Consider the following 23948-nt stretch of genomic DNA (forward strand, 5'->3'; position numbering starts at 1 on the left):
TTCAATTTCACGCGGCCAGTCAGGCACAGGGCGACCCGGTCCGGAAAGACGCCATTCAAGAGCCATACGAGGAAACATGATCGTGATACACCCCCGCCTCATCCTGCCGACCCTGGGCTGCGCGCTGGCCACCGCCGCAGGCGCGCAGGAGCCGCGCTTTCCCATGCAGCCCATACAGATCATCGTCGGCTTCACGCCGGGCGGCTCGGCCGACACCACGGCCCGCCTGGTCGGCGACGGGCTGGGGCGCGAACTGGGCCAGGCCGTCATCGTGGTGAACAAGCCGGGGGCCGGCACCAACATCGCGGCGCAGTTCGTCGCCAAGGCGCCTGCCGATGGCCATACGCTGCTGTTCGGCGGGACCTCGCTGGTCTACAGCCCGGGCTTGCTGTACCCCTCGATGAAGGCCAATCTGGCCAGGGACTTCGCGCCCGTGGGCGGCTTGGTCAGGGTGCCCAACATCCTGGTCGTTCGGCAGGACTCGCCGCTGCGCGATGTTCGCCAGCTCGTGGCGCAGGCCAAGTCCCGGCCCGGCGGGGTCAACTACGGGTCCACGGGCGCCGGCGTGAGCCCGCAGATCGCCATGGAGATGCTCAGTGCCCGCGCAGGCATGCGCATGACCCATGTGCCGTACAAGGGCACGGCCCCCATGCTCACGGGCATCCTGGCCGGGGATGTGGATGTGGCCTTCGACATCGCCTCGTCCTCGGGCCCCATGATCCAGGCCGGCAAGATGCGCGGCCTGGCCGTCTCGGGGGCCACGCGGCTCAAGAACCTGCCCCAGATCCCGACGATCGCCGAATCCGGCTACCCGGGCTTCGACGTCACTTCCTGGTACGGACTGGTCGCGCCCCAGGGAACGCCCGAGGCTGTCATCCACAAACTCAACGCTGCCCTGCAAAAAGTGCTGGCACAGCCAGACATCCAGACCACGCTGGCGGCCACCGGCAACGAAGTCATGCCGGGAACGCCGGCCGATTTCCAGGCCTTCCTGGCGGCCGAGCACCGCAAATGGAACGATGCCGTCAGGCAGCTGGACCTGCGCCCCGAGTGAGCCCAAACATGAACCAGACCGCAAGACACCAGAAACTGGCCGAGCTGGCCGGGGACATGCCCGAGATCCGGGCCATCCGCCACCGCATCCACAGCCATCCCGAGATCGCATTCGAGGAGCGCAGCACGGCTGCGCTGGTCGCCGAAAAGCTGGCCGAATGGGGCTTCGAGGTGGCCACCGGCGTGGGTACCACGGGCGTGGTCGGCACGCTGAGCGCGGGCACGGGCGGCCGCCGCATCGGCCTGCGCGCCGACATGGACGCCCTGTCCATGCAGGAAAAGACCGGCCTGCCCTATGCCAGCCGCATCGAGGGCAAGATGCACGCCTGCGGCCACGATGGCCACACCGCCATGCTGCTGGGCGCTGCCCGGTACCTGGCCAGGACGCGCAATTTCTCGGGCACGCTGCACCTGTACTTCCAGCCGGCCGAGGAGCGTGGCCATGACAGCGGGGCCGAGCGCATGATCGCCGACGGCCTGTTCGAGCGCTTTCCCTGCGATGCCGTGTTCGGCATGCACAACCATCCGGGCGCGGAGCTGGGGCACTTCATGATGCGCAAGGGTGCCTTTCAGCCGGCGACGGACAAGATCGCCATCCGCGTCATCGGCAAGGGCGGGCATGTGGCGCGCCCCCATCTCACGGTGGACCCGTCGGTGGTCTCGGCCAGCATCGTGATGGCGCTGCAAAGCATCGTCTCGCGCAATGTCGATCCCATGCAGACGGCGGTGCTGTCCGTGTGCTCGCTGCAATCGGGGGGCTTCTACGGCGTCATTCCCGACGAGGCGCGCATCGAGCTGAGCGTGCGCTGCTTTGATCCCGGCGTGAGGGTGCAGCTGCGCGAGCGCATCGAGTCCATTGCCCAGGGGCAGGCGCAAAGCTATGGCGCCAGCGTGCAGATCGAGCACCAGCAGGGCTATCCGGTGCTGGTGAACACCGGGCGCGAGGTCGATTTCGCCGTGGAGGTCGCGCGCGAGCTGGTGGGGCCGCAGCGCGTGGACCCGGACTTCGGCCCGATCACGCCGGGCGAGGATTTCGCCTTCATGCTGGAGCGCCGGCCGGGCTGCTACCTGCGCCTGGGCAATGGCCTGTTCAGCGAGCACTGCCACCCCGTGCACCACCCGCGCTACGACTTCAACGACGACAACCTGCTGACCGGTGCCGCGTACTGGAGCCTGCTGGTGGAGCGCTATCTGGTGGATTGAGGCCGGGGTTCGGCGGCGGGCTCGGGGGCCATGCCCGGGCCCGGGCCCCACTCCATCCAGTCGTCGCCAAAGATTTCCACCGGGTGCTGTGTGCGGTCCGATCCATTGCCGCAGGCCAGCTCGTCGCGGGCGCAGTAGCGGTCACAGCCCCAGCAGGTGCGCTCGGGATGGGCGGGGTGGATGGGGAATTTCTTGGCCATGGCATCCAGCTTGGACCGCCATGGCCGCCAGGGTTTTGCGCTGGATCAGAACTCCAGGTTGTCGATCAGGCGCGTCTTGCCCAGGCGCGCGGCGCCCAGGGCCACCAGTGGTGCACCGGCCAGTTGCGCGCCCTCGGCGGGCGGCTGCAGGTCACGGCGCAGGCGCACGGTCAGGTAGTCGGGCTCCCAGCCCTGGGCGGCCAGGGATTGCATGGCCCAGGCTTCCAGTTCGGCCAGCGGCGCCTGGCCCGCACGCGCGGCATCGGCCAGTTGCTTGAGCGCCAGCGACAGCGCCATGGCCTGCTGCCGCTCGTCGTCGCTCAGGTAGCCGTTGCGCGAACTCAGCGCCAGGCCGTCGTCGGCGCGCGCCGTGTCGCCGGCCACGATGTTCACGGGCAGGGCGAACTGCTCGACCATGCGGCGGATCACCATCAACTGCTGGTAGTCCTTTTTGCCGAACACGGCCGTTCCGCCGCCGCTGGCGAAGAATACGGCCGAGAACAGCTTCATCACCACGGTGCACACGCCCGTGAAGAAGCCGGGGCGGAAATGGCCTTCGAGGATGTCGGCCAGCTGCGCGTCGGGCTGGATCTTGAAGGTCTGCGGCTCGGGGTAGAGATCGGCTTCGCGCGGGGCGAACAGCAGGTCGCAGCCTTCGGCCTCCAGCTTGGCGCAGTCGGCCTCCCAGGTGCGCGGATAGCTGTCGAAATCCTCGTGCGGCAGGAACTGCAGGCGGTTCACGAAGATGCTGGCCACGGCAATGTCGCCGTGCTGGCGCGCGGCGCGCACCAGGGACAGGTGGCCGTCGTGCAGATTGCCCATGGTGGGCACGAAGGCGGGGCGGCCCTTGCTCGACAGGATGGCGCGCAGGTCGGCGATGGAGTGGACGATTTGCATGGGAAAACGGGGGAACGGGAAGCGGGAAGCGGAAAAACGGACCGTGCAGCCTGCCGGACTACCAGGCGTGCTTGCTGTCGTCGGGGAAGCTGCCGTTCTTCACGGCATGCACATAGGCCTCGAAGGCACCCTTCACGCTGCCCGCATCGGCCATGAAGTTGTGCACGAAGCGGGCCATCTTGCCCAGGTTCACGCCCAGCATGTCGTGCAGCACCAGGACCTGTCCGGCCGTGCCGCTGCCCGCGCCGATGCCGATGGTGTGGCAGTGCGGCAGCTCGGCCGTGAGTTCGCGCGACAGCTGTGCCGGAACCATCTCCAGCACCAGCATGGAGGCGCCTGCATCCTGCAGCTCCAGCGCATGGCGGCGCAGCGTGGCCGCGCCCTCGTCGCTCTTGCCCTGGACGCGGTAGCCGCCCAGCGCATGCACGGTCTGCGGCGTCAGTCCCAGGTGGGCGCAGACGGGCACGCCGCGCTCGACCAGGAATTGCACGGTGGGCGCGGTCCAGCCGCCGCCTTCGAGCTTGACCATATGGGCGCCGGCCTGCATCAGCTCGCAGGCGCTGCGCATGGCCTGCTCGCGGCTTTCTGCGTAGCTGCCATAGGGCATGTCGGCGATCAGCCAGGCCGTGCCCTGCACGCGGTGCAGGCCGCGCGCCACGCTGGCGGTGTGGTAGCACATGTCCTGCAGCGACACGCCCACGGTGCTGTGCAGGCCCTGGCAGACCATGCCCAGCGAATCGCCCACCAAAATGCACTCCACGCCGGCCGCATCGGCCACGGCCGCGAAGGTGGCGTCATAGGCGGTGACCATGGTGATCTTCTCGCCGGCCTCGCGCATCTGCGCCAGGCGCGGAAGGCTCACGGGGCGGCGCTGGGGCAGCGGCGAGGCGGGAGGGATGGTGCCGTAGGGCGTGCCGGCGGTGACGGGTGCTTGGGTCATGGGGCGCTCGGAGGGGGATGGAATTGCCGCGAGTCTATGCGATGCGCGCGGGGGGCACCTGTCCCTGAGCTGTCCTTTGCTTTTCCGTCACCTTTCGGGCAGGCCACGCCATCGGCGCCACAGCGGAGACAGCAGGGCCACGAGCATGGCCGTGCTGGCTGCCACGGCAGGCGCGCCCATCAGCAGGTCCAGCCAGTGCTGGGTATCCGTCCAAGGGCCTGCGCTGCCGGCGGGTTGGGGCAACAGCAGTGCGGACCACTTGGACCAGGCGGCGGCGAGCCATATCAGGGCCAGCGACATGCCCAGGGCCAGCAGCACCGCGCCTGCCCAGGGGCGCTTGAGCACACGGATGCGCAGCCAGGCGACCGATATCAGCGCGGCTGGAAACAGCCCCAGCACATAGAGGTTGGTGATTCCCAGCATCCCGGCCAGCACGCTGCCAAGCAAGGTCAGGACCAGGCATGCGCCCCAGGCCACCAGCTGCATGGCAGGCATCAGGCGCACCAGCACCAGGGCCAAGGCGAGGAAAAAGCCAGCGCTGGCGGTTGCCAGCAACTGGGACATCCTTGGCCATTCGTCGTCGCGGGACCTGTCAGCGCGCCGCAGATGGCTTTCCTGGTAGGCAGGCAGGGCGAGGCCGTAGCGCGCGTGCTTCCATTGCACATGCTGCATCGGGCTCCATCGGCTGTCGAACATCTCCAGCAGCATGAGCCACTCACGGTTGCTCTGGGCCAGATAGGTACCGAAGCATTTGCGCGGTTCCGGCTCCAGATCCAAAGGCCTGCTGCGACCCAGGGCTGGTTTGCAGTTGGAGTTCTGCGCTCTGGATACCTTCTCGCCAGTCTCTGATGGTGGGTTGGCGGCCAGGTAGGCGCGCCATTCCTCGGCCAGGGGGGATTGCAGCGCGCTGCGGTAGCTGGCCAGCAGGTGCTCCGCCTGGTCCTGGGCGGAGCTGGCAGACTGGCGCACATAGCCTCTGGCCTGCAATGGCTGGCCGTAGCGCTCGAGTGTCTGGGCAATCGCGGCCTGGTCTCCGCGCATCAACCAGACCAGGGCCTGGATGCTCGGGTACTTCGCCGGATCGACCTCTTCCTCGCGCAGCACACGTATCCATTCCACGAGCATGGCCGCCTGGCGTGGCGCGACAAGCGCCTCCAGGGCTGCGACTTGCTCGACAGTCTGGATCTGTGCACTGACATCCGTGTCCGACCATTGGCGCTGCATCCGCATTTCATAGATGGGCGAAAAGGCGATCGCAGGCGCGAACAATAGCGATAGGAACAAGGCTCCCCACAGGTACTCCCACCACAGGCCCCAGCGGCCCACGGGGGCGTGTTCGCGCCAGCGGTTGTGGATGCGCACGCGCAGCAACCACCACAGCGCCAGGCCGATCGCCACGATCCAGGCCACGACGGAGCCGATGTCCAGTGCCAATTGCTCGGGCGTTTGCTGTGCCGTGGACGCAACGCCGGGCAGGGAGCCCATCCAGCGCGCCGGCTCGGCCATCCATTGCATCCAAACGCCGAGCACCAGCACGCACCACAGCAGCGCCAGCGGCAGATACCAGTGCAGGCGCAGCTGCCACAGCAGGGGGCAGCGCATCAGCACCCATTGGTCCCAGCGGTTCGTCATATCGGAAAAACGTGCCATGGCTCAGTCCCTCACGAACAGGCGGCGGGTGGATGCGGTGATGTCGCGGAAATAGCGCACGGGCATCTCTGCCTGCACGGCCTGAGCCAGGAACTGCGCTGCCGTGAACGGCACGTGAAAGCTCACGATGTGGGTCTGGCCGCTGAGCTGGTGCGTATGGGATGGCAGCCGGTCCAGCCAGGGTTTCAGTTGCGCCATGGCCCAGCCGGTCTCGAACTCGATGGCGCAGCCTTGCATGGCGGCAAAGCTCTGCTGAACGCTGCGCGGCTGGCCTTGCTCCAGGAACAGCACCTGGTCGGCCACCTTTTCCACCTCGTACAGCTGCTGTGAACTCAGCACCAGGGCCATGGGTTGCCAGGGCGAGCGTGCCAGCGACTGCAGATCGGTCAGCAGGGTCTGCTGGGCGTTGATGTCCAGGTTGGCCAGCGGCTCGTCCAGCAGCAGCACGCGCGGCCGGCAGAGCAGGGCGCGCGCCAGCTCGAAGCGCATCTTGTAGCCCGAGGACAGCTGTTTCCACTGGTGGCCCCGGAAGGCGCGCAGCCCCAGCTGCGCGATGACCAGCTGTACCAGGCAGATGTTGCGTGGGCCCACGGCGCCATGGCTGCGCGCGGCGAATTGCAGATGGTCCATCAGGCGCCCGCCCCAGACGGCCGGGCGCTGGGGGATATAGGCCAGCTGGGTGCGCAGCAGGTAGGCATCGGCGGCAGGAGCGCCCCAGTCCAGCTGCCCTGCGTCGGGCGCCAGATCGGCGGCCAGCAGGCGCAGCAAGGTGGTCTTGCCGTTGCCGTTCTCGCCCACCAGTCCCAGGATGGTGCCGGGCTCCACGGCCACATCCACCGGCCCCAGCGCAAAGCCGCCGCGCCGGTAGCGCTTGACCAGTTGCCGTCCCTGTACACGGTACGCACGGTGCGCGCGGGGAGGTGCGGAATCGGCCTGCAGCGCCTGGCCCGGGGCATGGGCGGCATGCAGGGCATCGAAGGCTTGCTGCACCAGCGCGCGGCGTGGCTCTGCGCCGGAATCGGCAGCGAGGCCATCCCAGGCGTCCAGCGCAGTCAGCAGGCTCTGCTGCACGGCGGTTTCGGCAGGCAGGGCGGCGTCTATGAGTGCACGCCACGCACCATGCCATTGCTGGCTGGCGATCGCCTGTTCCACGGATTGCGCCCAGGCCGCCACGGTGGCCTGCGGGCGCGCGGGTGGTCGTGCCGATTCGATGCTCGATTCCATGAAGCCCTCCCTTTTTTCTGTGCTGCGCGGTGCGGCCATCCGGGGAGCCGGACAGCGCGATTCCCGGCGCGCGACGAGTCTATGCGATCCCGCTATGCTGTACTTCCCGCGATGGACGACAGGGCCCGCACAGGCCCTGCGGATGCGCTTCAACGGTGTTGCACCATGTCCGGTTCCCTACAGACATCTCCGCTTCTTCCCGCCGTGGCCTGGCAGGGCCTGCGCCAGGTCCATGTGCTGCAAAGCCTGTCCGACGAGCGCCTGGCCGAACTGGCCGCGCAATGCCGCTGGCAGCAACTGGCCACGCACCAGAGGCTGGAGGGCGCCTATGCCGACCAGCGCATGTACATGCTCGTCCACGGCAGCCTGCGCGTCAGCAGCTATGCCGCGAACGGACGCGGGCTGACGCTCGGTGAAATTGCCACAGGCATGTTCGTCGGCGGCCAGATGCAGCAGCAGCAAAACGAATGCGGGGGCATACCGCTGGTCGTCGAGGCGGGAGAACCCAGCCTGGTGGCCTCGCTTGCGCCCGAGGATGTGGAAGCACTGCTGATGAGCGAGCCCCTGGTGCTGCGCGCCTTCATCGTGCGGCTCAGCAGCCTGGCCGTGACGCTGGCGCGGCGCATGGTCAATCTGGGAACCCTCAGCGTGCGCAGCCGACTGCATGCCCTGCTGCTGGAGCGCGCCGAACTGGCCGGGGAGGAGCAGGGGCAGGCCCTGCTCGCCCCCGCACCCCGGCAGACCGACCTGGCCCTGATGCTGGGCTCCAGCCGCGAGGAAGTGGCGCGCGAGATGTCGCGCCTGGTGCGCCTGGGCCTGCTGCGGCGCGAAGGCCGCAACCTGCGCATCTGCCATGTCGAAGGCCTGCGCGTGCTGCTCGAGGAAGCGCGCTGAGCCTTGTCTGCCGCGGCTGTTTCAAGCCGCGAAAAACACTGTTTCTAGAACGCGTGAATTCGCCTTCTGTCGAGGGGAGCACGGGTGAAAAGGCGGCGGGCCGCCCGGGCCGGATGCGAAAACACGTGAGAAAACGCACAGACGAAGAATGCTGCAGCGCCGCATAGTACGTCCATGCCGTGAGGAAATGAATGCCGAGCGGCCTTTTGAAAGGATCTGACATGCGTACCCTCTCCGCTGCACTGGCCGCCCTGACCCTGGGCCTCGCCGGCACTGCAATGGCCCAAGAAGCCGTTTCCCCCTCGTCCTCCGCCACCGCAGGCCTGAGCCGCGCCGAAGTGCTGGCCGACCTCGAAATGTGGCACCAGGCGGGCATGACCTACCTGCCCTCGCCTTCGGCAGACCGCGACATCAGCTACAACTCGGCCGAATACCAGCGCGGCCTGGCCCGCTACCAGCAACTGCGCAGCGGCCCCGCCTACCGTGAGGCCGTGGCCCGCCTGGAAGGCCAGCACACCGTCACGCAGAAGTGATGTGAATGGATATGGGTCCGGCATGGTGCCGGGCCTGTTGGTGGAAAGCGTCCTTTCGGGATGCTTGGTTTGGCGCCCTTCGGGGCGCTTTTTTGTTTCCCTCGCTCTACACTGGGCGGCCCCGTGTCAGTGGCTGCTATCGATAGCGAAGCTGCTGATGCAAGTACAGCATGCGTTGACGGCCGTTTTGTGAAGTTTCTGATCGATTTTCCCAACCCCCATGACGGTTCGGCCGCCCGGCTGCGCCATGGCTTCGGGCCGCCGCTGCGCAGCCTGGCCGCCCATGCGCCCGAGCAGGTGCGCGGTGTGCTTGACGCCGTGCAGCAGGCCGCCCAGGCCGGCCTGTGGTGCCTGGGCTGGGTGCGCTACGAGGCGGCGGCGGCGTTTGACGCGGCCTACGCGGGCGCCTTGCATGCCACGCCGCAAGGCGAGCCGCTGGCCTGGTTTGCCGTCTTCGACGGCCCCCGGCCCTGGCCTGAAGACGCGGATGCAGTCGATACCGGCCCTCAGGTGCAATCTCAGGTGCAATGGCAGCCCGGCCTGGAGCGCGCGGATTTCGATGCCGCCATTGCGCGCATCCACGAGGCGATTGCGGCCGGTGACTGCTATCAGATCAATTACACGGCCCAGTTCATGGGCCGGCTGCTGGGCGACATTCCATCGCTGTTCGCCGCGCTGCGCCGCGCCCAGCCCGGCGGCTACGTGGCCTGCATGGACAGCGGCGACGAGCAGGTGCTGTCCGTCTCGCCCGAGCTGTTCTTCGACTGGGATGGCGAGCGCATCCTCACGCGCCCCATGAAGGGCACGGCGCCCCGTGGCGCCACGCCTGCACAGGACGAGGCGAATGTCCAGGCCATGCGGTCCTCGCCCAAGGAGCGGGCCGAGAACGTGATGATCGTGGACCTGCTGCGCAACGATGTCTCGCGCATTGCCGAGCCTTTCAGCGTCCAGGTGCCGCGCCTGTTCCATGCCGAACCCCTGCCCACCGTGTGGCAGATGACGTCCGACGTGCAGGCGCGCACGCGGCCCGGTACGGGCCTGGCGGACGTGTTTGCGGCACTGTTTCCCTGCGGCTCCATCACGGGCGCGCCCAAGCGCCAGGCCATGCGGCTCATCCACGAACTGGAATCGGGTCCGCGCGGCGTTTACTGCGGCGCCGTGGGCGTGGTGCGGCCCGGCATCGCCGCGGGGCGCGTGCACGCCACCTTCAATGTGCCCATACGCACGGTGGTGGCGCGTGGCACGGAACTGCGCTGCGGCATCGGCAGCGGCATCACCTCGGGCGCCGAGGCGCCTGCCGAATGGCAGGAATGGCGCCACAAGAGGGCTTTTCTGGACAAGGTGTGAAAGGGCGTGCAGCCATGGCGGATACGGACTTCGATTTCGACATTCTGGAAACACTGGCCCTGCGGGATGGCGGTTTCATCCATCTGCAGCGCCATGTGACGCGCATGCAGGACGCGGCGCGGCATTTCGGCCGGCCCTGCACGGATGCCGTGCTGGAGCAGGCATTGCAGCAGCTGCGCCAGGCGCACGCCAGCGGCCACTGGCGCGTGCGCCTGGCGCTGGATGCCACGGGGCGGATACAGACCCAGGCGGCGCCGCTGCCGCCTTCCGCCACGCCTGTTCGGCTGGCGCTGGCCGACCGGCCCATCGCCAATGCGGTGGCGCATGGCGACTGGGTGCGCTTCAAGACCTCGCGCCGCGCGCACTACGACAGTCTGCAGCCCACCGATGCCTCGGTGTTCGACACCGTGCTCCACAACGAGGACGGCGAGATCACCGAGGGCACGCGCGGCAACATCGCCGTGCTGCTGGCGGGCCGCTGGGTGACTCCGCCGCTGTCCAGCGGCCTGCTGCCCGGCGTGGGCCGCGCGGTGGCGCTGGACGAGGGCCGCGTGGTGGAGCACCCGGTGCGGCTTGACGACCTGCCACGCGTGCAGGGCTGGGCCTTCGTCAACAGCCTGCGCGGCTGGCTGCCGGCGGTTCTGCGCTGAACAGGCCCTAGGGCCGTGGGCTGAACTCATGGTTTTCAGGGATGGATTGCGGATGGCAATGTCAGACAATCGGTGAATATTGTTGAGCAATATCATTTTGATTGTTGGCTGATGCCTGTCTCCCCTGAGATCGATCCATGCATGAATTCCGTATTTCCCGCCGCGCGCTGATCAGCGCCGCGGCTGTCCTGGCGGCGGGCCCGCTGTGCGCCCAGACCACCTATCCCAACAAGCCCATTCGCGTCGTCGTCGGCTACGCGGCAGGCGGCTCGGTCGACCTGGTGGGGCGCGTGGTGGGTGACATCCTGGCCAAGCACCTCAATGCGACCGTCGTGGTCGACAACGTGCCCGGCGCCGCCGGCGTGGTGGCCGCGCAGCGCGTGGTCGGTGCCAAGGCCGACGGCTATACCCTGCTTGCAGGCTCCAGCAACGAATTGGCGGGCACGAAGTTCGTCAACGCCGCGCAGAAGTACGACCCGGCCACGGACCTGACCGGCATCGCGCTGACCGGCGTGCTGCCCAACCTGTGGGTGGCCGGCACCAAGATGCCGGCCAGGACCATCGACGAGTTCATCGCCCTGGCCAAGGCCCATCCCGGCAAGTACAGCTACGGCAGCCCGGGCATCGGGTCCACGCCGCATTTCTCGGGCGAGCTGATCAAGAAGATTGCCGGGGTGGACATCGTCCATGTGCCCTACAAGGGATCGGCCGCGATGACCAGCGACCTGGCGGGCGGCAACCTGGATTTCGCCATTGTCTCTCCCTCGGTGGCGGCTCCGTTCATCCAGAGCGGCAAGATCAAGGCCCTGGGCGTGACCACGGCCCACCGCATCGCCATGATGAAGGACGTGCCCGCACTGGGCGAGAACGCGGCGCTCAAGGGCTACGCGCTGAGCGGCTGGTTCGGGCTGGCGGGACCCAAGGACCTGCCTGCCGATGTGGTGGCCAGCCTGCAGAAGGCCTTGAAGGCGGGCCTGGCCGATCCGGCGATGCGCGCGCGCCTGGAAGGGGCGGGCATCATTGCCCCCACGGGCGACGAAAACCTGGCCCAGATCATCCGTACTGACATGGGCAAGTACGCCGAACTGGTCAAGTTCGCCAAGATCACGCCGGAAAACTGAAGCAGGGCCGGCCGCCATGAAAAACGCCTCGCTCCCCGAGGCGTTTTTTCATTCGGGCCTGTGCAGGGCATGCAGGGACAGCAGCCCCTCGAACGCATCGCGCAGCGGCTGCAGCGACGGGCCGGCAGGCGCTAGCCGTTGCAGCGCGCAGGCCGCTGCCTCCAGCGTGGACAGCTGGCCCGGCGCATGGGCCTTGCGCAGGGCGCCGTAGCGCGAGGCGGGAAGGTCGCCCTGCAGTGCCAGGCGCGGCAGGGCCTGCAGGCCGGGGTTGAGGTAGAGCATCTTGCGGCTCTTGCGCCAGGTGGCGTCCAGCACCACCAGGCGCAGGTCCTCGGGGCATGGCGCGGGCTGCGGCCAGGGCGCTTGCCTGGCCAGGCCCAGCTGGTCGCCGTGCGGTGTTTCCGGATAGAGCAGTACGGCCTGCCGCGGGGCGTCGCCGGCCTGCCAGGGCGCGTGCAGCAGTGCCTGCAACTGCGCTGGCTCGAAGGCCTCGCCCACCGCCAGGCGGCTGGCGGGCAGGCACAGGTGCAGCAGCCGGCCCGTGCCCTTGGCCTGCAGTTCTTCCTCGGGATGCTGGAGCACCAGCAGCTGCACCGCATGCGGCACCGGCTGCACCAGGGGGCACAGGCAGGTGCGCTCAGGGCGCAGGCATTGTGCGCAGCGTGCGCGGGTGCTCACGGCGGACAAGGCCCGGCGCCTGCCTTACAGGCGACCCTTGTAGTAGCTGGGCTTGTCCATGTCGGCGATTTCCACGCTGAGCTGGACCATCATGCCGGCCGGCTGGGGCGTGAGGCGGCGCAGCACCGCGGCAATGCCTTCGGACAGTTCCTTCTTGGTCGTGTCGGTACGGCCCGCCAGCAGGCGCAGCTGCACGTGGACGAAGCCGCGGTTGGCGGGTGCCGAGCCGATCTCGAACTGGCTGACCGGCAGCAGGCGGGCCTTGACGTCGGCCTCGTCCAGGATGCTGGGGTGGCCGCAGACGAAGGCGTTGAGTTCGGTCAGCAGTTGCTGGCCGGGCAGGCCGGCGAGGTTGTCGGTGTACTCGACGTAGAGATGGGGCATGGATGTCTCCGTTCCGGTGGTGAAGAGGGATTCAGGGGATGGGTGGGGCCAGGCGCGAGACCTCGTCCAGCGCCGTCAGCAGCAACTGCACGTCGATGCGCGTGTGGGAGGCCGACAGCGCAATGCGCAGCCGCGCCGTGCCTTCGGGCACGGTGGGCGGGCGGATGGCGGGCACCCACAGGCCGCGCTCGCGCAGGCCTTCCATCACGGCCAGGGCCGTGGCGTTGGAGCCTATGACCAGGGCCTGCACGGCGGTGCGCGAAGGCAGCAGCTGCCAGCCCGTGCGCGCCAGCAGCGGCGTGAGGCCGGCGCGCAGCTCGGCAATGCGTTCGGCCAGGGCCTCGCGGCGCTCGTCCTCGGCCTCGATCAGGGCCACGCTGGCCTGCAGCGCGCTGGCCAGCATGGGCGGCGCGGCGGTGGCGAAGATGTAGCTGCGCGTCTTTTGCAGCAGCCACTCGACCAGCATGTCGCTGCCCGCGACAAAGGCACCGGCCACGCCAGCGGCCTTGCCCAGGGTGGCCATGTAGAGCACGCGCGGCGAGGCGTTTGCGCCCGTCAGTCCCGCCTCGGCCAGGCTGCCCCGGCCCTGGGGGCCCAGCACGCCGAAGCCATGCGCGTCGTCGAGCAGCAGTAGCGCGTCGTATTGCTCGCACAGCGCCAGCAGTCCGCGGATGTCGGCCACGTTGCCATCCATGCTGAACACGGCATCGCTGATGACCAGCTTGCGGCGGGCCGTGCTGGCGGCCAGTTGCGCGGCCAGATCGGTCAGGTCGGCATGGGCATAGCGGTGGACCTGGGCGCGCGACAGGCGGGCGCCGTCGATCAGGCAGGCGTGGTTGAGCGCATCGGAGAACAGGGCATCGCCCGCGCCCACCAGGGCCGGCACGATGCCGGCATTGGTGGCGTAGCCCGCATAGAAGTAGAGCGCGCGCGGCAGTTGCACGAAGTGCGCCAGCTGTTCCTCCAGCGCGGCGTTGGCCGTGCTGTGGCCGCTGACCAGGGGCGAGCCGCCCGAGCCCACGCCAAAGGCCTGGGCGCCCGCGCAGGCGGCGCGCACCAGGGTGGGGTGTCCTGCCAGGCCCAGGTAGTCGTTGCTGCAAAAGGCCAGCATGGGGTGGCCATCCACCTCCATGTGGGCGCCGCTGGCGGCGCCCTGCAGCGGCGCCGTGGCGCGGCGGCGGCGGCGCAGGTGGGCCGCGTCGAGCTCGGCGATGCGCGCGGGGATGTCGTCCAGCCAGGAGCCGCTCATTGCCATTGCTCCGGCAGGGTGTAGGTGGTGGCGCGCGGGTCGGGGTGCTGCTGGAAGGGGATGTCGGCCAGCAGCGGCGCCTGCAGTTGCCGGTCCAGGTGCTGGCGCAGCCATGCCATGTTTTCCTCGGGCACCAGCATGGCGGGGTCCACGCGGCTGGCAATCCAGCCGGCCAGGCGCAGTCCGCGCGCGCGGATGGCCTCGGCCGTGAGGGCGGCGTGGTTCAGGCAGCCCAGCCGCAGGCCCACGACCATGACCACGGGCAGGTCCAGCGCGCAGGCCAGGTCGGCGCCCGAGAGCTGGTCGGACAGCGGCACGAGAAAGCCGCCCGCGCCTTCCACCACCACGGCGTCGGCCTGTTGGGCCAGGCGCCGGTAGCTGTCCACGATGTGTGCGATCTCTATGGAGCGGCCCGCACGCTGCGCGGCGATGTGCGGCGACATGGGATCGGGCAGCAGCACGGGGTTGTCGAGTTCGGGCGGCACGGCCAGGGTGGATGCGGCGCGCAGCGCCAGCGTGTCCTCGTTGGCCCAGCCGCCCTGGCCGTCGGGCTCGGCGCCTGCGGCCACGGCCTTCATGCCCACCACGCGGGCATGGTGGCGGGCCAGCGCATGCAGCAGTCCGCAGGAGGCCAGGGTCTTGCCCACGCCCGTGTCGGTGCCGGTGACAAAGCAGCCAATGGTGCGGTGGGCGTTCACGAATGGTTCTCCTGGGCCAGGGTGTCTTCAAGGGCGGCCAGCGCGCTGGCGGCCAGGTGCTGCACGGCCTCTTCGTCCAGCAAATAGGGAGGCATGGCGTAAAGGGTGTTGCTGATAGGGCGCAGCAGCAGCCCGCGCTCCAGTGCGGCTGCGCTGTAGCGGCGCGAGAAGTCGGGCAGCGAGGTCTGCACATCCCAGGCCCAGATCATTCCCTGGCGCCGTGCGTGGCGCACGCGGGCGTGCTGGTTCAAAGGGGCGAAGGCGCCGTCAAGCCTTTGCGCCAGCGCGAGGTTGGCGTTGATGGCATCGGTCTGCTCGAACAGCTCCAGCGTGGCCAGGGCCGCACGGCAGGCCAGCGGGTTGCCGGTGTACGAGTGCGAGTGCAGGAAGCCGCGCGCCACGGAATCGTCGTAGAAGGCGGCGTAGACGGTCTCGGTGGTCAGCACGGCCGACAGGGCCAGCGTGCCGCCCGTCAGGCCCTTGGACAGACAGATGAAGTCCGGCCGTATGCCGGCCTGCTGGTGGGCGAACATGCTGCCCGTGCGGCCGAAGCCCACGGCGATCTCGTCCACCACCAGGTGCACCTCGTAGCGGTCGCACAGTGCGCGCGCCAGGCGCAGGTATTCGGGGTCGTGCATGGCCATGCCGGCCGCGCACTGCACCAGCGGCTCGACGATGAGGGCGGCCGTCGTCTCGTGGTGCTGCTCCAGCCACTGGCGCAGGCCTTCGGCGGCGCGCCGTGCCACATCGACCGGGCTTTCGCCGTCTTGCGCGCCGCGTGCATCGGGGCTGGGCACGGTGTCGGCCAGGCGCACCAGGGGCGCATAGGCTTCGCGGAAGATGGGAATATCGGTCACGGCCAGCGCGCCCACGGTTTCGCCGTGGTAGCCGCCGGCCAAGCCTGCAAAGCGGCTCTTGGCAGGGCGGCCCAGGTTGCGCCAGTAATGCGCGCTCATCTTGAGGGCGATCTCGGTGGCCGATGCGCCGTCGCTGCCGTAGAAGGCATGGCCCAGGCCGGTGAGCGTGGCCAGCCGTTCGGACAGCTCGACCACGGGCGCGTGCGTGAAGCCGGCCAGCATCACATGGTCAAGCCTGGCGAGCTGGTCGGTGAGCGCGGTCTGGATGTGCGGATGGCTGTGGCCGAAGAGGTTGACCCACCAGGAGCTGACGCCATCCAGGTAGCGGCGTCCTTCGGTGTCGTGGAGCCAGGGCCCCTGGGCGCGCGCGATGGCGATGGGGGGCGCGGCCTCGTGCCGCTTCATCTGGGTGCAGGGGTGCCACACAGCCGCAAGGCTGCGGGCGGCAAGCGATTGAGTCATCGCGCGATTGTCACACCGCAGCGCAGCTCACAGCTGCTGCGTGGGAACGTGGTGGCGCAGTTCGACCTGGCGGTTGGCATCGTCCACGAAGACCAGCTGCGGCTGGTGCGTGGCCACGTCGGTCTCATGCACCTGGGCGAAGGAGGCAATGATCAGCAGGTCGCCCACGGCGGCACGGCGCGCGGCCGAGCCGTTGACCGAGATCATGCCGCTGCCGCGCTGGCCCTTGATGGCGTAGGTGACGAAGCGCTCGCCGTTGTCGATGTTCCAGATGTGGACCTGCTCGTTCTCGACGATGTTGGCGGCGTCCAGCAGGTCCTCGTCGATGGCGCAGGAGCCTTCATAGTGCAGCTCGCATTGCGTGGTCTTGACGCGGTGGATCTTGGATTTGAGCAGGGTGCGGAACATGTTTGTCTCTCGAGGGGCGCTTTGCGCGGTCTTGATGGGGCCTGGGCTGGCAAAAAAAGCCACCAAGTCTATATGCGAAGGAGAAATCCCATGAAGGCCGTGAAGTTGTTCAACGGCAGCGGCGCCGCTGCGGGGCCTGGCTTCAGTTCAGGTCGAGCACGCAGCCATCGCCGATGCTGTCGCGCCATACGCGGATGCGGCTGGGGGCGGGCTGCAGGTCGGCCAGGGAATCGGCAATGAACAGGCACAGGTTTTCCAGCGTGGGCTTGCCCAGGCCGGGGATTTCGTCGAGAAAGCGATGGTCCAGCGCGTCGCCCAGGGTCTTCAGGCGCGAGCGCAGGTAGCCCAGGTCGATCACCATGCCGTTGTCCGGATTGCGCGGGCCGGTGACGCTGACTTCGGCATAGTAGGTGTGGCCGTGGATGCGGCGGCTGCTCTCGGTCTCGATGGCGCGCTCCAGCGTGTGGGCGGCATCGAAGAAAAAGCGCTGGTGTACGGTGAACTGCATGGCAAAAATCAGCGGATGCCGGTGAGCTTGTGGGTCTGCAGGCTCAGGCGCCAGGCCGGGCGCTGCAGGCATTGCGCTATGCAGGCGGCCGTGTTGTCGGCCTGCAGGACGTTGTCCATGGGCTGCAGGAAATAGCGGTCGAAACGGGTGCCGGCCTCGATGGCCTGCAGATCGAAGCCGGGCTGCGGCCAGACCAGCTTGAGCTCCTGGCCGCTGCGCTGGACCCATTCGGCGCCCGCCTTGGGGCTGATGCACAGCCAGTCGATGCCCTCGGGCGCGGCCACGGTGCCATTGCTTTCCACGGAAATGCGAAAGCCGCGCGCATGCAGGGCCGCGATCAGGGGCTCGTCCACCTGCAGCAGGGGCTCTCCCCCGGTCAGAACCACCATGCGGTGCTGGCTGTCGGCGGCCGGCCATTGGGACAGGATGCGTTCGGCCAGGGCGTCGGCCGTGGCGAACTTGCCGCCCAGCGTGCCGTCGGTGCCCACGAAGTCGGTATCGCAGAACTGGCAGATGGCGCTGGCGCGGTCCTGCTCGCGGCCGGTCCAGAGGTTGCAGCCTGCAAAGCGGCAGAAGATGGCCGGCGTGCCGGCCTGGCCGCCCTCGCCCTGCAGGGTGTAGAAGATTTCTTTGACGCTGTAAGTCATGGTGCATGGAGGCCGGTGGAGCCGGCCTGTCGGTGTGCGCGTGCCTGTATCCGTGCCCGCTAGACGGGCGTATAGGCCAGGCGCACGTAGATGGGCGCAAAGGCTTCGGCCTGGGTGATCTCGATCAGCGTTTCCTTGGCCAGCTCCAGCAGGGCGATGAAGGTCACGACCAGCACGGTCGAGCCTTTCTCGGGCTGGAACAGGGTCTCGAACTCGACGAAGCGCCGGCCCTGCAGGGCCTTGAGCACCTGGCTCATGTACTCGCGCACCGAGAGTTCCTCGCGCGTGATCTTGTGGCTTTGCACGAGCTTGGCGCGCTTGAGAATGTCGCGCCAGGCCGATTGCAGCTCGGCCACGTCCACATCGGGAAAGCGCGGCTGCAGGTTCTGCTCGATGTGGATCTGGGCCCGGAGGAAGTCGCGTCCGTAGTGCGGCACCTGGCCGAGCTGGTGGGCAGCGAGCTTGATCTGCTCGTACTCGAGCAGCCGACGCACCAGCTCGGCGCGCGGGTCCTCTGCCTCTTCGCCGCCTTCCTGCTTCTTGGGCGGCAGCAACATGCGCGACTTGATCTCGATGAGCATGGCCGCCATCAGCAGGTACTCGGCAGCCAGTTCGAGGTTGCGGCTGCGGATCTCGTCGACATATCGCATGTACTGGCGCGTCACGTCCAGCATGGGTATGTCGAGGATGTTGAAGTTCTGCTTGCGGATCAGGTACAGCAACAGGTCCAGCGGCCCTTCGAAGGCTTCGAGGAAGACCTCCAGCGCATCGGGCGGGATGTACAGGTCCTGCGGCAGGGCGAACAGCGGCTCGCCGTACAGGCGCGCCAAAGCCACCTGGTCGATCACGACCGGGGTGCCGTCGCCAGGAGGGGGGGATGTGGCGGAGGCGCCCGCAGGCGCCAGCGCGGATTCAGCCTCGGCCATGCCTTGCTGCCTGGGCGAATGCCGCATGCGCAGGGTGCACGGTGGGAACAGGCTGATTTTTCATCGCATGGGCAATCAGGAGTTCGTCTGGTAGACGTAGGGCTTCTGGTCCACGCGGCCGGCGCGCAGGTCTTCCCAGACTTCGTGGTTCACGTCCTTGTCCCACAGCAGCGAGCGGCCGGCCAGCTGTTGGCTGGGCAGCTCGGGCTTTTGCTTCTTCAGGTCGTTGATGAAGTTGGTGGCGTCGGAGCGATAGTCGGGGCGGCGAAAGAATGACATAGTCTGATAACCTCTTGAATCGCGTGATTTTACCGGGACACCGCCGATGAACCTAGTCTCCCGTCTTCTGGGGGTTGCCGTGGCCGTGATGGGCATGCTCTCGCTGCCCGGCTGCGATCCCCAAAACATCAAGGAACTCGAAGAAGGCCTGTCCACCGAGGCCGACGTCCGCGCCCGCTTTGGCGAGCCCGAACGCATCTGGGCGGAGCCGGACGGCTCGCGCACCTTCGAGTACAACCGCCAGCCCGCCGGCAGCCGCAACTACATGATCACCATCGGCACCGATGGCCGCATGAGCGCGCTGCGCCAGGTGCTGGCGCCGCACAACTTCGAGAAGATCCGCCCCGGCATGGACGAGGAGCAGGTGCGCCGCATGCTGGGCAAGCCCGCCAAGATCACGCCCTACCAGCTCAAGCAGGAAACCGACTGGGACTGGAACTACATCGATCCCCCCACGCGCGACATGGAGTTCACCGTGACCTTCGGCCCCGACGGCCGCGTGCTGCGCAGCGCCGGCCGCGAGAAACTGCACGGCGGCGCCTGACAGCAGGCCCCTGCAAGCATCCTGCGATGCGCTGTACCCTGCACGCCACAGCGCGCCGGGGCAACAGTCTCTAGAATCCGGGTTTGTACCTATGACACCCCATGGGTACGGTGAAGGCTCCGATCCGGGGCCTTTGCGACGATAGATCTGTCATCACCCCGACAATGTCCACGCCTTCCCTACCCGCTGCCGCGCCTGCTGCGCCTGTCCCGGCCACCGCTTCGCTGCGCCATGGCCTCTTCGAGGATGTCCAGGCCCTCTTCACCGGAACCCTGTTCGTGGGCATCGCCATGATGATGTTCGCCCAGGCGGGGCTTTTGACGGGCAGCACGGCGGGCCTGGCCTTCGTGCTGCACTACGCCACGGGCTGGCCGTTCGGCCTGGTCTTCTTCGCGATCAACATCCCGTTCTACTGGTTTGCCTGGACGCGCGTGGGCCGCACCTTCACGGTCAAGACCTTCATCTGCGTGGGCGCGCTGTCGCTGATCACCGAAATGGGGCCGCGCCTCATCCACATCGACTACCTGCACCCGGCCTTTGCCGCCATTGCGGGCGGCCTGCTCATGGGCTCGGGCCTGCTGTTCCTGGCGCGCCACCGCTCCAGCCTGGGCGGCGCCACCATTGCCTCGCTCTACCTGCAGGACCGCTACGGCATCCGCGCCGGCAAGGTGCAGATGGCCATCGACTGCTGCGTGGTGCTGCTGGCGCTGTGGGTCGTGCCCTTCGAGCGCGTGGCCTGGTCGGTGCTGGCGGCCGTGGTCATGGGCGTGTTCCTGGCCGTGAGCCACCGGCCCGGGCGCTACGCCGGGCAGTAGCCTCAGGGCGTCAGAGGCTGCCCATCGGGCGTGCGGTAGCGGACCGTGATGCCGCTGTCGTCTGCGGCTGCCCCGTCATCGCTCATCGCATCGACGGCCTTGCCCACTCCCTTGCCGACGATTTTTACCGTGCCCACGGCCGCATCCGCGGCCAGCCCCACGGCCGAGGCCGTGACGCTGACCGCCGTGGCGGTCACGGCCACCACGGTGCAGCCGGACAGCAGGGCCGCGGCGCACAGGCAAAGAAAAGCCCCCAGGGCCGGGGACCGTGAGGGCTTGCGGGACATGGATGCCTTGCTTCAGTGGATGCGCATGCCGGGTGTGGCGCCTGGGAAAGGCTCCAGCACATAGATGCCGGGATTGCTTTTCTCATCGGCGTGGCTGGCTGCCAGCACCATGCCTTCGGAGATGCCGAACTTCATCTTGCGCGGCGCCAGGTTGGCCACCATCACGGTGAGCTTGCCCTGCAGCTGCTCGGGCTGGTACATGCTGGAGATGCCGGAGAACACGTTGCGCGTCTTGCCTTCGCCCACGTCCAGCGTGAGCTGCAGCAGCTTGGTGGAGCCTTCCACGGGCTTGCATTCCACGATCTTGGCAATGCGCAGGTCCACCTTGGCGAAGTCGTCGATGCCGATGGTTTCGGCAATCTCCTCGCCGCCGGGCAGGACCTTCTCGACCACGGGCTCGGGGGCCTCGAACAGGGCCTCCAACTGCTTGACGTCCACGCGCTGCATCAGGTGCTTGTACAGGCCGATGGCATGGCCGGCGCCCAGCAGGTTCTGTGCGTCGGCGAACTGCAGCGGCGCCACGTTCAGGAAGCCTTCCACCTGTTCGGCCACGGCCGGCAGGATGGGCTTCAGGTAGATGGTCAGCAGGCGGAAGGCCTCGATGCAGGTGGTGCACACGTCCTGCAGGCGGGCGTCCATGCCTTCCTGCTTGGCCAGCTCCCAGGGCTTGTTGGCATCCACGTATTCGTTGACGCGGTCGCACAGCTGCATGATTTCGCGCACGGCGCGGGCCGTGTCGCGGTTCTCGAAGGCCTGGACAACGGCCTCGCTCTGGCCGCGCAGCTGGGCCAGCAGGGCCTGGCCGTCTTCGCTGACCGTGCCCAGCTTGCCGTCGAAGCGCTTGGCGATGAAGCCGGCCGCGCGCGAGGCGATGTTCACGTACTTGCCGATCAGGTCGGAATTGACGCGGGCCATGAAGTCATCGGGGTTGAAGTCGATGTCTTCATTCTTGCCGTTGAGCTTGGCGCCCAGGTAGTAGCGCAGCCACTCGGGGTTCATCTGCAGGCCCAGGTACTTGAGCGGGTCCAGGCCGGTGCCGCGGCTCTTGCTCATCTTCTCGCCGTTGTTCACGGTCATGAAGCCGTGCACGCAGATCTTGGTGGGCGTCTTGCGGCCGCTGAACTTGAGCATGGCGGGCCAGAACAGCGTGTGGAAGGTGATGATGTCCTTGCCGATGAAGTGGTACTGCTCCAGCGTGGGGTCGGCCATGTAGGCCTCGTAGTCCTCGCCACGGCGGTCCAGCAGGTTCTTGAGCGAGGCCAGGTAGCCCACGGGCGCGTCCAGCCAGACGTAGAAGTACTTGCCCGGCGCATCGGGGATCTCGATGCCGAAGTAGGGCGCGTCGCGCGAGATGTCCCAGTCGCCCAGGCCTTCGCTGGTCGTGCCGTCCGGGTTGGTGCGCACGCCGAACCATTCCTTGATCTTGTTGGCCACCTCGGGCTGCACATGCTGGCCGTCCTGGGTCCACTCGGTCAGGAACTCCACACAGCGCGGGTCCGACAGCTTGAAGAAGAAATGCTCCGAGCTCTTGAGCACGGGCTTGGCGCCGGACAGCGCCGAGTAGGGATTGATCAGGTCGGTGGGCGCGTAGACGGCGCTGCAGACCTCGCAGTTGTCGCCGTACTGGTCCTTGGCATGGCAGCGCGGGCATTCGCCCTTGATGAAGCGGTCGGGCAGGAACATGTTCTTCTCGGTGTCGAAGAACTGCTCGATGGTGCGCGTCTCGATGAAGCCGGCAGCCTTCAGGTCCCTGTAGATCTGCTGGGCCAGCACATGGTTTTCGGGCGCGTCGGTGTTGTGCCAGTTGTCGAAGGCGATGTGGAAGCCGTCCAGGTACTGCTTGCGGCCTGCGGCGATGTCGGCCACGAACTGCTGGGGCGTCTTGCCGGCCTTCTCGGCCGCAATCATGATGGGCGCGCCGTGGGCGTCATCGGCACCCACGAAGTTGACCGCGTTGCCCTGCATTCGCTGCGCACGCACCCAGGTGTCGGCCTGGATGTATTCCATGATGTGGCCGATGTGGAAGTTGCCGTTGGCGTACGGCAGGGCGGTGGTGACGAAGAGTTTGCGTGCGGTCATGGATGGCGGCTTTCTCGGGGGAACCTGACATTCTAGAAGGGCTGGGCGGTTGTGGGGCGGCGATGGCTTTTCCGTGCAGGCCGACATGCGAGGGAGTTGTTGCGGGCCTTCGCTGCGCTAGGCCTGTTGGCTGCAGGCCGTCAGTTGGCGACCAGCGGGCGCTGCCAGCCCAGGAACTGCTCTATGTCGCTGCGCCGCGCCAGCGCGTCGCGCCGGCCCAGGGCCATGAGTTCGCGGGTGAAGCTGCGCTCGAACAGCAGGTAGCTGGCCAGGGCGGCGCCGCGCGGGTCGCTGGCGTCCTGGCGCACGCCCAGGGCGCCCAGCAGGGTGCGCATGGGCAGCGGCAACTGGCCCACGTGGCGCGCGGCGATGGCGTCTATGCGCTCGGACGGCGAGATGACCAGCAACTGCAGCGGGCGCAGCCGGCTGCGTTCGCGGTCGGCGGGCGGGATCAGGGCCAGCGTCTGGTTGATGCGCTCGGCGCGCTCCACGTCCAGGGACAGGGCGTCCAGGAAGATGCTGGACAGCGTGTGGCCCGCGATGTGGGCCAGCGACGGGTAGCTTGCGCCTTCTGGCGGCGGCCTGGCCGGCGGCTCGGTGCGCCGGCCCGCGCCCACGACGAGGATGCGCTCGGCGCCCAGGTGGATGGCGGGCGCCAGCGGCGCGGTCTGGCGCATGGAGCCGTCGCCGAAGTATTCGGTGGCGCCGTCCAGCGGCAGCGGCGTGGCCGGAAAGATGAAGGGGATGGCCGAGGAGGCCAGCAGGTGTGCGTGCGTGATCTGGGCGGCGGCGGCCTTGCGCTGGTTGCGCACCCAGGGCTGGAGCTGGTCCTGCGCCTGGCAGAAGGTCACGTGCTCGCTGGTGGTGTAGCTGGAGGCGGACACCGCCAGTGCGCGCAGGTGGCCGTCCGCGATCAGCTGGGGCAGGCGCTCCAGCGGAACCAGGCCGCGCGACAGCAGCCGGCCCAGCGGCTGGTTGTCCAGCAGCGAACGCGGGCGCATGCGGCCCCAGCGCGCCAGGGCCCAGCCCAGGGACAGCAGGGTCAGCCAGCGTGCGCCGCTGCGCAGCACGCTCAGCGAGTCGGACAGGTAGATGTCCTCGGGCCGCAGGTTGCGCCAGATGCGTGACATGCGGCGCACGGCCCGGTCGAAATGGTCGCTGCCGCAGGCCAGGGCCGCCGCGTTGATGGCGCCAGCCGAGGTGCCGACCAGGATGGGGAAGGGATTGGGGCCATGCTGCTGGCCGCAGGCGCGGCGTATCTCGGCAATGGCCTCCAGCACGCCGGCCTGGTAGGCGGCGCGGGCGCCGCCGCCGCTGAGCAGCAGTCCGGTGCTGGGGGGAGGGAGGTTGGAGTCGGGTGAGGGCGCGGCATCGGGCATGCCTGGAGTGTGCCGCGCGCCGGCCGTCATCAGATC

Annotated in this window: 27 protein-coding genes; 9 read left to right on the forward strand and 18 right to left on the reverse strand. The window is 68.1% G+C overall.

Annotated features, from left to right (window positions below; genetic code table 11):
- Positions 1–76 precede the first annotated feature (76 nt).
- The gene (locus LGR64_RS17780; protein ID WP_230356380.1) at positions 77–1054 is read left to right on the forward strand and encodes a Bug family tripartite tricarboxylate transporter substrate binding protein; all 978 of its coding nucleotides are present in this window, start codon (positions 77–79) and stop codon (positions 1052–1054) included.
- 8 nt (positions 1055–1062) lie between these two features.
- Positions 1063–2256, forward strand: a complete 1194-nt coding sequence (locus LGR64_RS17785; RefSeq protein WP_141829958.1) for a M20 aminoacylase family protein — start codon at positions 1063–1065, stop codon at positions 2254–2256.
- Here the strand turns inward: LGR64_RS17785 and LGR64_RS17790 are convergent.
- The 5 genes from LGR64_RS17790 to LGR64_RS17810 form a co-directional block, all read right to left on the reverse strand.
- A complete protein-coding gene (locus LGR64_RS17790) occupies positions 2241–2456 on the reverse strand; it encodes a DUF3079 domain-containing protein (protein ID WP_141829956.1) in 216 nt (71 codons plus the stop codon). The two genes, LGR64_RS17785 and LGR64_RS17790, sit on opposite strands and share 16 nt — an antisense overlap.
- Before the next feature lie 45 nt (positions 2457–2501).
- Positions 2502–3353 carry a pantoate--beta-alanine ligase gene (gene panC / locus LGR64_RS17795; RefSeq protein ID WP_012203748.1) on the reverse strand — a complete coding sequence of 284 codons (852 nt, stop codon included), beginning with the start codon at positions 3351–3353 and terminating at the stop codon, positions 2502–2504.
- A gap of 58 nt (positions 3354–3411) precedes the next feature.
- Positions 3412–4293 carry a 3-methyl-2-oxobutanoate hydroxymethyltransferase gene (gene panB / locus LGR64_RS17800; RefSeq protein ID WP_012203749.1) on the reverse strand — a complete coding sequence of 294 codons (882 nt, stop codon included), beginning with the start codon at positions 4291–4293 and terminating at the stop codon, positions 3412–3414.
- An 87-nt stretch (positions 4294–4380) separates the two neighbouring features.
- Positions 4381–5943, reverse strand: a complete 1563-nt coding sequence (locus LGR64_RS17805) for a hypothetical protein (protein ID WP_141829953.1) — start codon at positions 5941–5943, stop codon at positions 4381–4383.
- 3 nt (positions 5944–5946) lie between these two features.
- The gene (locus tag LGR64_RS17810) at positions 5947–7167 is read right to left on the reverse strand and encodes an ATP-binding cassette domain-containing protein (protein WP_141829951.1); all 1221 of its coding nucleotides are present in this window, start codon (positions 7165–7167) and stop codon (positions 5947–5949) included.
- A 165-nt stretch (positions 7168–7332) separates the two neighbouring features.
- On the opposite strand from LGR64_RS17810, the gene LGR64_RS17815 reads away from it, so the two are divergent.
- From LGR64_RS17815 to LGR64_RS17835, 5 genes are all read left to right on the forward strand, one after another.
- A complete protein-coding gene (locus LGR64_RS17815; protein ID WP_016449056.1) occupies positions 7333–8061 on the forward strand; it encodes a Crp/Fnr family transcriptional regulator in 729 nt (242 codons plus the stop codon).
- Positions 8062–8282: 221 nt separating this feature from the next.
- The gene (locus LGR64_RS17820) at positions 8283–8594 is read left to right on the forward strand and encodes a DUF4148 domain-containing protein (protein WP_013803916.1); all 312 of its coding nucleotides are present in this window, start codon (positions 8283–8285) and stop codon (positions 8592–8594) included.
- 189 nt (positions 8595–8783) lie between these two features.
- The gene (gene pabB, locus LGR64_RS17825; protein WP_230356381.1) at positions 8784–9941 is read left to right on the forward strand and encodes an aminodeoxychorismate synthase component I; all 1158 of its coding nucleotides are present in this window, start codon (positions 8784–8786) and stop codon (positions 9939–9941) included.
- A 14-nt stretch (positions 9942–9955) separates the two neighbouring features.
- Complete coding sequence (locus LGR64_RS17830) at positions 9956–10591, forward strand: aminotransferase class IV (RefSeq protein WP_034390773.1); 636 nt, start codon at positions 9956–9958, stop codon at positions 10589–10591.
- A gap of 137 nt (positions 10592–10728) precedes the next feature.
- Positions 10729–11712 carry a Bug family tripartite tricarboxylate transporter substrate binding protein gene (locus LGR64_RS17835; protein ID WP_013803913.1) on the forward strand — a complete coding sequence of 328 codons (984 nt, stop codon included), beginning with the start codon at positions 10729–10731 and terminating at the stop codon, positions 11710–11712.
- Positions 11713–11760: 48 nt separating this feature from the next.
- On the opposite strand, the gene LGR64_RS17840 is transcribed toward LGR64_RS17835, so the two are convergent.
- The 10 genes from LGR64_RS17840 to LGR64_RS17885 all read right to left on the reverse strand — a co-directional run bounded on the left by LGR64_RS17840 (position 11761) and on the right by LGR64_RS17885 (position 18808).
- Entirely contained in the window at positions 11761–12399 is a 639-nt protein-coding gene (locus LGR64_RS17840; protein WP_043824588.1) for a tRNA-uridine aminocarboxypropyltransferase, read from the reverse strand.
- Positions 12400–12414: 15 nt separating this feature from the next.
- On the reverse strand, positions 12415–12774 hold the full coding sequence (locus tag LGR64_RS17845) for a 5-carboxymethyl-2-hydroxymuconate Delta-isomerase (RefSeq protein ID WP_141829945.1): 360 nt from the start codon (positions 12772–12774) through the stop codon (positions 12415–12417).
- 31 nt (positions 12775–12805) lie between these two features.
- Positions 12806–14023 (reverse strand): 8-amino-7-oxononanoate synthase, encoded by a 1218-nt coding sequence (gene bioF, locus LGR64_RS17850; RefSeq protein WP_141829943.1) that lies wholly within the window; start codon positions 14021–14023, stop codon positions 12806–12808.
- Complete coding sequence (gene bioD / locus LGR64_RS17855) at positions 14020–14721, reverse strand: dethiobiotin synthase (protein ID WP_141829940.1); 702 nt, start codon at positions 14719–14721, stop codon at positions 14020–14022. Before bioD ends, bioF begins: the two co-directional genes overlap by 4 nt.
- On the reverse strand, positions 14718–16040 hold the full coding sequence (bioA, locus tag LGR64_RS17860; RefSeq protein ID WP_141829937.1) for an adenosylmethionine--8-amino-7-oxononanoate transaminase: 1323 nt from the start codon (positions 16038–16040) through the stop codon (positions 14718–14720). The genes bioD and bioA overlap by 4 nt, the downstream gene beginning before the upstream one ends.
- Positions 16041–16067: 27 nt before the next feature.
- On the reverse strand, positions 16068–16448 hold the full coding sequence (gene panD / locus LGR64_RS17865; RefSeq protein ID WP_012203760.1) for an aspartate 1-decarboxylase: 381 nt from the start codon (positions 16446–16448) through the stop codon (positions 16068–16070).
- A gap of 142 nt (positions 16449–16590) precedes the next feature.
- A complete protein-coding gene (locus LGR64_RS17870) occupies positions 16591–16956 on the reverse strand; it encodes a 6-pyruvoyl trahydropterin synthase family protein (RefSeq protein WP_012203761.1) in 366 nt (121 codons plus the stop codon).
- An 8-nt stretch (positions 16957–16964) separates the two neighbouring features.
- On the reverse strand, positions 16965–17603 hold the full coding sequence (gene queE / locus LGR64_RS17875; RefSeq protein ID WP_063327091.1) for a 7-carboxy-7-deazaguanine synthase: 639 nt from the start codon (positions 17601–17603) through the stop codon (positions 16965–16967).
- A 59-nt stretch (positions 17604–17662) separates the two neighbouring features.
- On the reverse strand, positions 17663–18529 hold the full coding sequence (locus LGR64_RS17880; protein ID WP_013803906.1) for a segregation and condensation protein A: 867 nt from the start codon (positions 18527–18529) through the stop codon (positions 17663–17665).
- 75 nt (positions 18530–18604) lie between these two features.
- Entirely contained in the window at positions 18605–18808 is a 204-nt protein-coding gene (locus LGR64_RS17885; RefSeq protein WP_012203764.1) for a DUF3460 family protein, read from the reverse strand.
- Between the two features lie 46 nt (positions 18809–18854).
- Between LGR64_RS17885 and bamE the strand changes: the two genes are divergently transcribed.
- Together bamE and LGR64_RS17895 are read left to right on the forward strand one after the other, a co-directional pair.
- Complete coding sequence (gene bamE / locus LGR64_RS17890) at positions 18855–19352, forward strand: outer membrane protein assembly factor BamE domain-containing protein (RefSeq protein ID WP_034390792.1); 498 nt, start codon at positions 18855–18857, stop codon at positions 19350–19352.
- A gap of 164 nt (positions 19353–19516) precedes the next feature.
- Positions 19517–20167 (forward strand): YitT family protein, encoded by a 651-nt coding sequence (locus LGR64_RS17895; RefSeq protein ID WP_013803904.1) that lies wholly within the window; start codon positions 19517–19519, stop codon positions 20165–20167.
- Between the two features lie 2 nt (positions 20168–20169).
- On the opposite strand, the gene LGR64_RS17900 is transcribed toward LGR64_RS17895, so the two are convergent.
- The 3 genes from LGR64_RS17900 to LGR64_RS17910 form a co-directional block, all read right to left on the reverse strand.
- Complete coding sequence (locus tag LGR64_RS17900; RefSeq protein WP_034390794.1) at positions 20170–20454, reverse strand: hypothetical protein; 285 nt, start codon at positions 20452–20454, stop codon at positions 20170–20172.
- A gap of 12 nt (positions 20455–20466) precedes the next feature.
- A complete protein-coding gene (gene metG, locus LGR64_RS17905; protein ID WP_063327088.1) occupies positions 20467–22533 on the reverse strand; it encodes a methionine--tRNA ligase in 2067 nt (688 codons plus the stop codon).
- Positions 22534–22673: 140 nt separating this feature from the next.
- Complete coding sequence (locus LGR64_RS17910; RefSeq protein ID WP_141829934.1) at positions 22674–23912, reverse strand: patatin-like phospholipase family protein; 1239 nt, start codon at positions 23910–23912, stop codon at positions 22674–22676.
- Positions 23913–23948 lie beyond the last annotated feature (36 nt).

The organism is Delftia sp. Lp-1 (assembly GCF_020523835.1).
GTDB lineage: Bacteria > Pseudomonadota > Gammaproteobacteria > Burkholderiales > Burkholderiaceae_C > Comamonas > Comamonas acidovorans.

Coding starts and splice junctions, on each gene's coding strand:
- bioA (WP_141829937.1), bottom strand. CDS start 16,040: ATGACTCAATCGCTTGCCGCCCGCAGCCTTGCGGCTGTGTGGCACCCC.
- bioF (WP_141829943.1), bottom strand. CDS start 14,023: ATGAGCGGCTCCTGGCTGGACGACATCCCCGCGCGCATCGCCGAGCTC.
- LGR64_RS17785 (WP_141829958.1), top strand. CDS start 1,063: ATGAACCAGACCGCAAGACACCAGAAACTGGCCGAGCTGGCCGGGGAC.
- LGR64_RS17870 (WP_012203761.1), bottom strand. CDS start 16,956: ATGCAGTTCACCGTACACCAGCGCTTTTTCTTCGATGCCGCCCACACG.
- LGR64_RS17845 (WP_141829945.1), bottom strand. CDS start 12,774: ATGCCCCATCTCTACGTCGAGTACACCGACAACCTCGCCGGCCTGCCC.
- LGR64_RS17835 (WP_013803913.1), top strand. CDS start 10,729: ATGCATGAATTCCGTATTTCCCGCCGCGCGCTGATCAGCGCCGCGGCT.
- LGR64_RS17900 (WP_034390794.1), bottom strand. CDS start 20,454: ATGTCCCGCAAGCCCTCACGGTCCCCGGCCCTGGGGGCTTTTCTTTGC.
- LGR64_RS17805 (WP_141829953.1), bottom strand. CDS start 5,943: ATGGCACGTTTTTCCGATATGACGAACCGCTGGGACCAATGGGTGCTG.
- LGR64_RS17895 (WP_013803904.1), top strand. CDS start 19,517: ATGTCCACGCCTTCCCTACCCGCTGCCGCGCCTGCTGCGCCTGTCCCG.
- LGR64_RS17810 (WP_141829951.1), bottom strand. CDS start 7,167: ATGGAATCGAGCATCGAATCGGCACGACCACCCGCGCGCCCGCAGGCC.
- LGR64_RS17790 (WP_141829956.1), bottom strand. CDS start 2,456: ATGGCCAAGAAATTCCCCATCCACCCCGCCCATCCCGAGCGCACCTGC.
- panD (WP_012203760.1), bottom strand. CDS start 16,448: ATGTTCCGCACCCTGCTCAAATCCAAGATCCACCGCGTCAAGACCACG.
- LGR64_RS17820 (WP_013803916.1), top strand. CDS start 8,283: ATGCGTACCCTCTCCGCTGCACTGGCCGCCCTGACCCTGGGCCTCGCC.
- LGR64_RS17880 (WP_013803906.1), bottom strand. CDS start 18,529: ATGGCCGAGGCTGAATCCGCGCTGGCGCCTGCGGGCGCCTCCGCCACA.
- panC (WP_012203748.1), bottom strand. CDS start 3,353: ATGCAAATCGTCCACTCCATCGCCGACCTGCGCGCCATCCTGTCGAGC.
- LGR64_RS17910 (WP_141829934.1), bottom strand. CDS start 23,912: ATGCCCGATGCCGCGCCCTCACCCGACTCCAACCTCCCTCCCCCCAGC.
- bamE (WP_034390792.1), top strand. CDS start 18,855: ATGAACCTAGTCTCCCGTCTTCTGGGGGTTGCCGTGGCCGTGATGGGC.
- queE (WP_063327091.1), bottom strand. CDS start 17,603: ATGACTTACAGCGTCAAAGAAATCTTCTACACCCTGCAGGGCGAGGGC.
- panB (WP_012203749.1), bottom strand. CDS start 4,293: ATGACCCAAGCACCCGTCACCGCCGGCACGCCCTACGGCACCATCCCT.
- LGR64_RS17830 (WP_034390773.1), top strand. CDS start 9,956: ATGGCGGATACGGACTTCGATTTCGACATTCTGGAAACACTGGCCCTG.
- LGR64_RS17815 (WP_016449056.1), top strand. CDS start 7,333: ATGTCCGGTTCCCTACAGACATCTCCGCTTCTTCCCGCCGTGGCCTGG.
- LGR64_RS17780 (WP_230356380.1), top strand. CDS start 77: ATGATCGTGATACACCCCCGCCTCATCCTGCCGACCCTGGGCTGCGCG.
- LGR64_RS17885 (WP_012203764.1), bottom strand. CDS start 18,808: ATGTCATTCTTTCGCCGCCCCGACTATCGCTCCGACGCCACCAACTTC.
- metG (WP_063327088.1), bottom strand. CDS start 22,533: ATGACCGCACGCAAACTCTTCGTCACCACCGCCCTGCCGTACGCCAAC.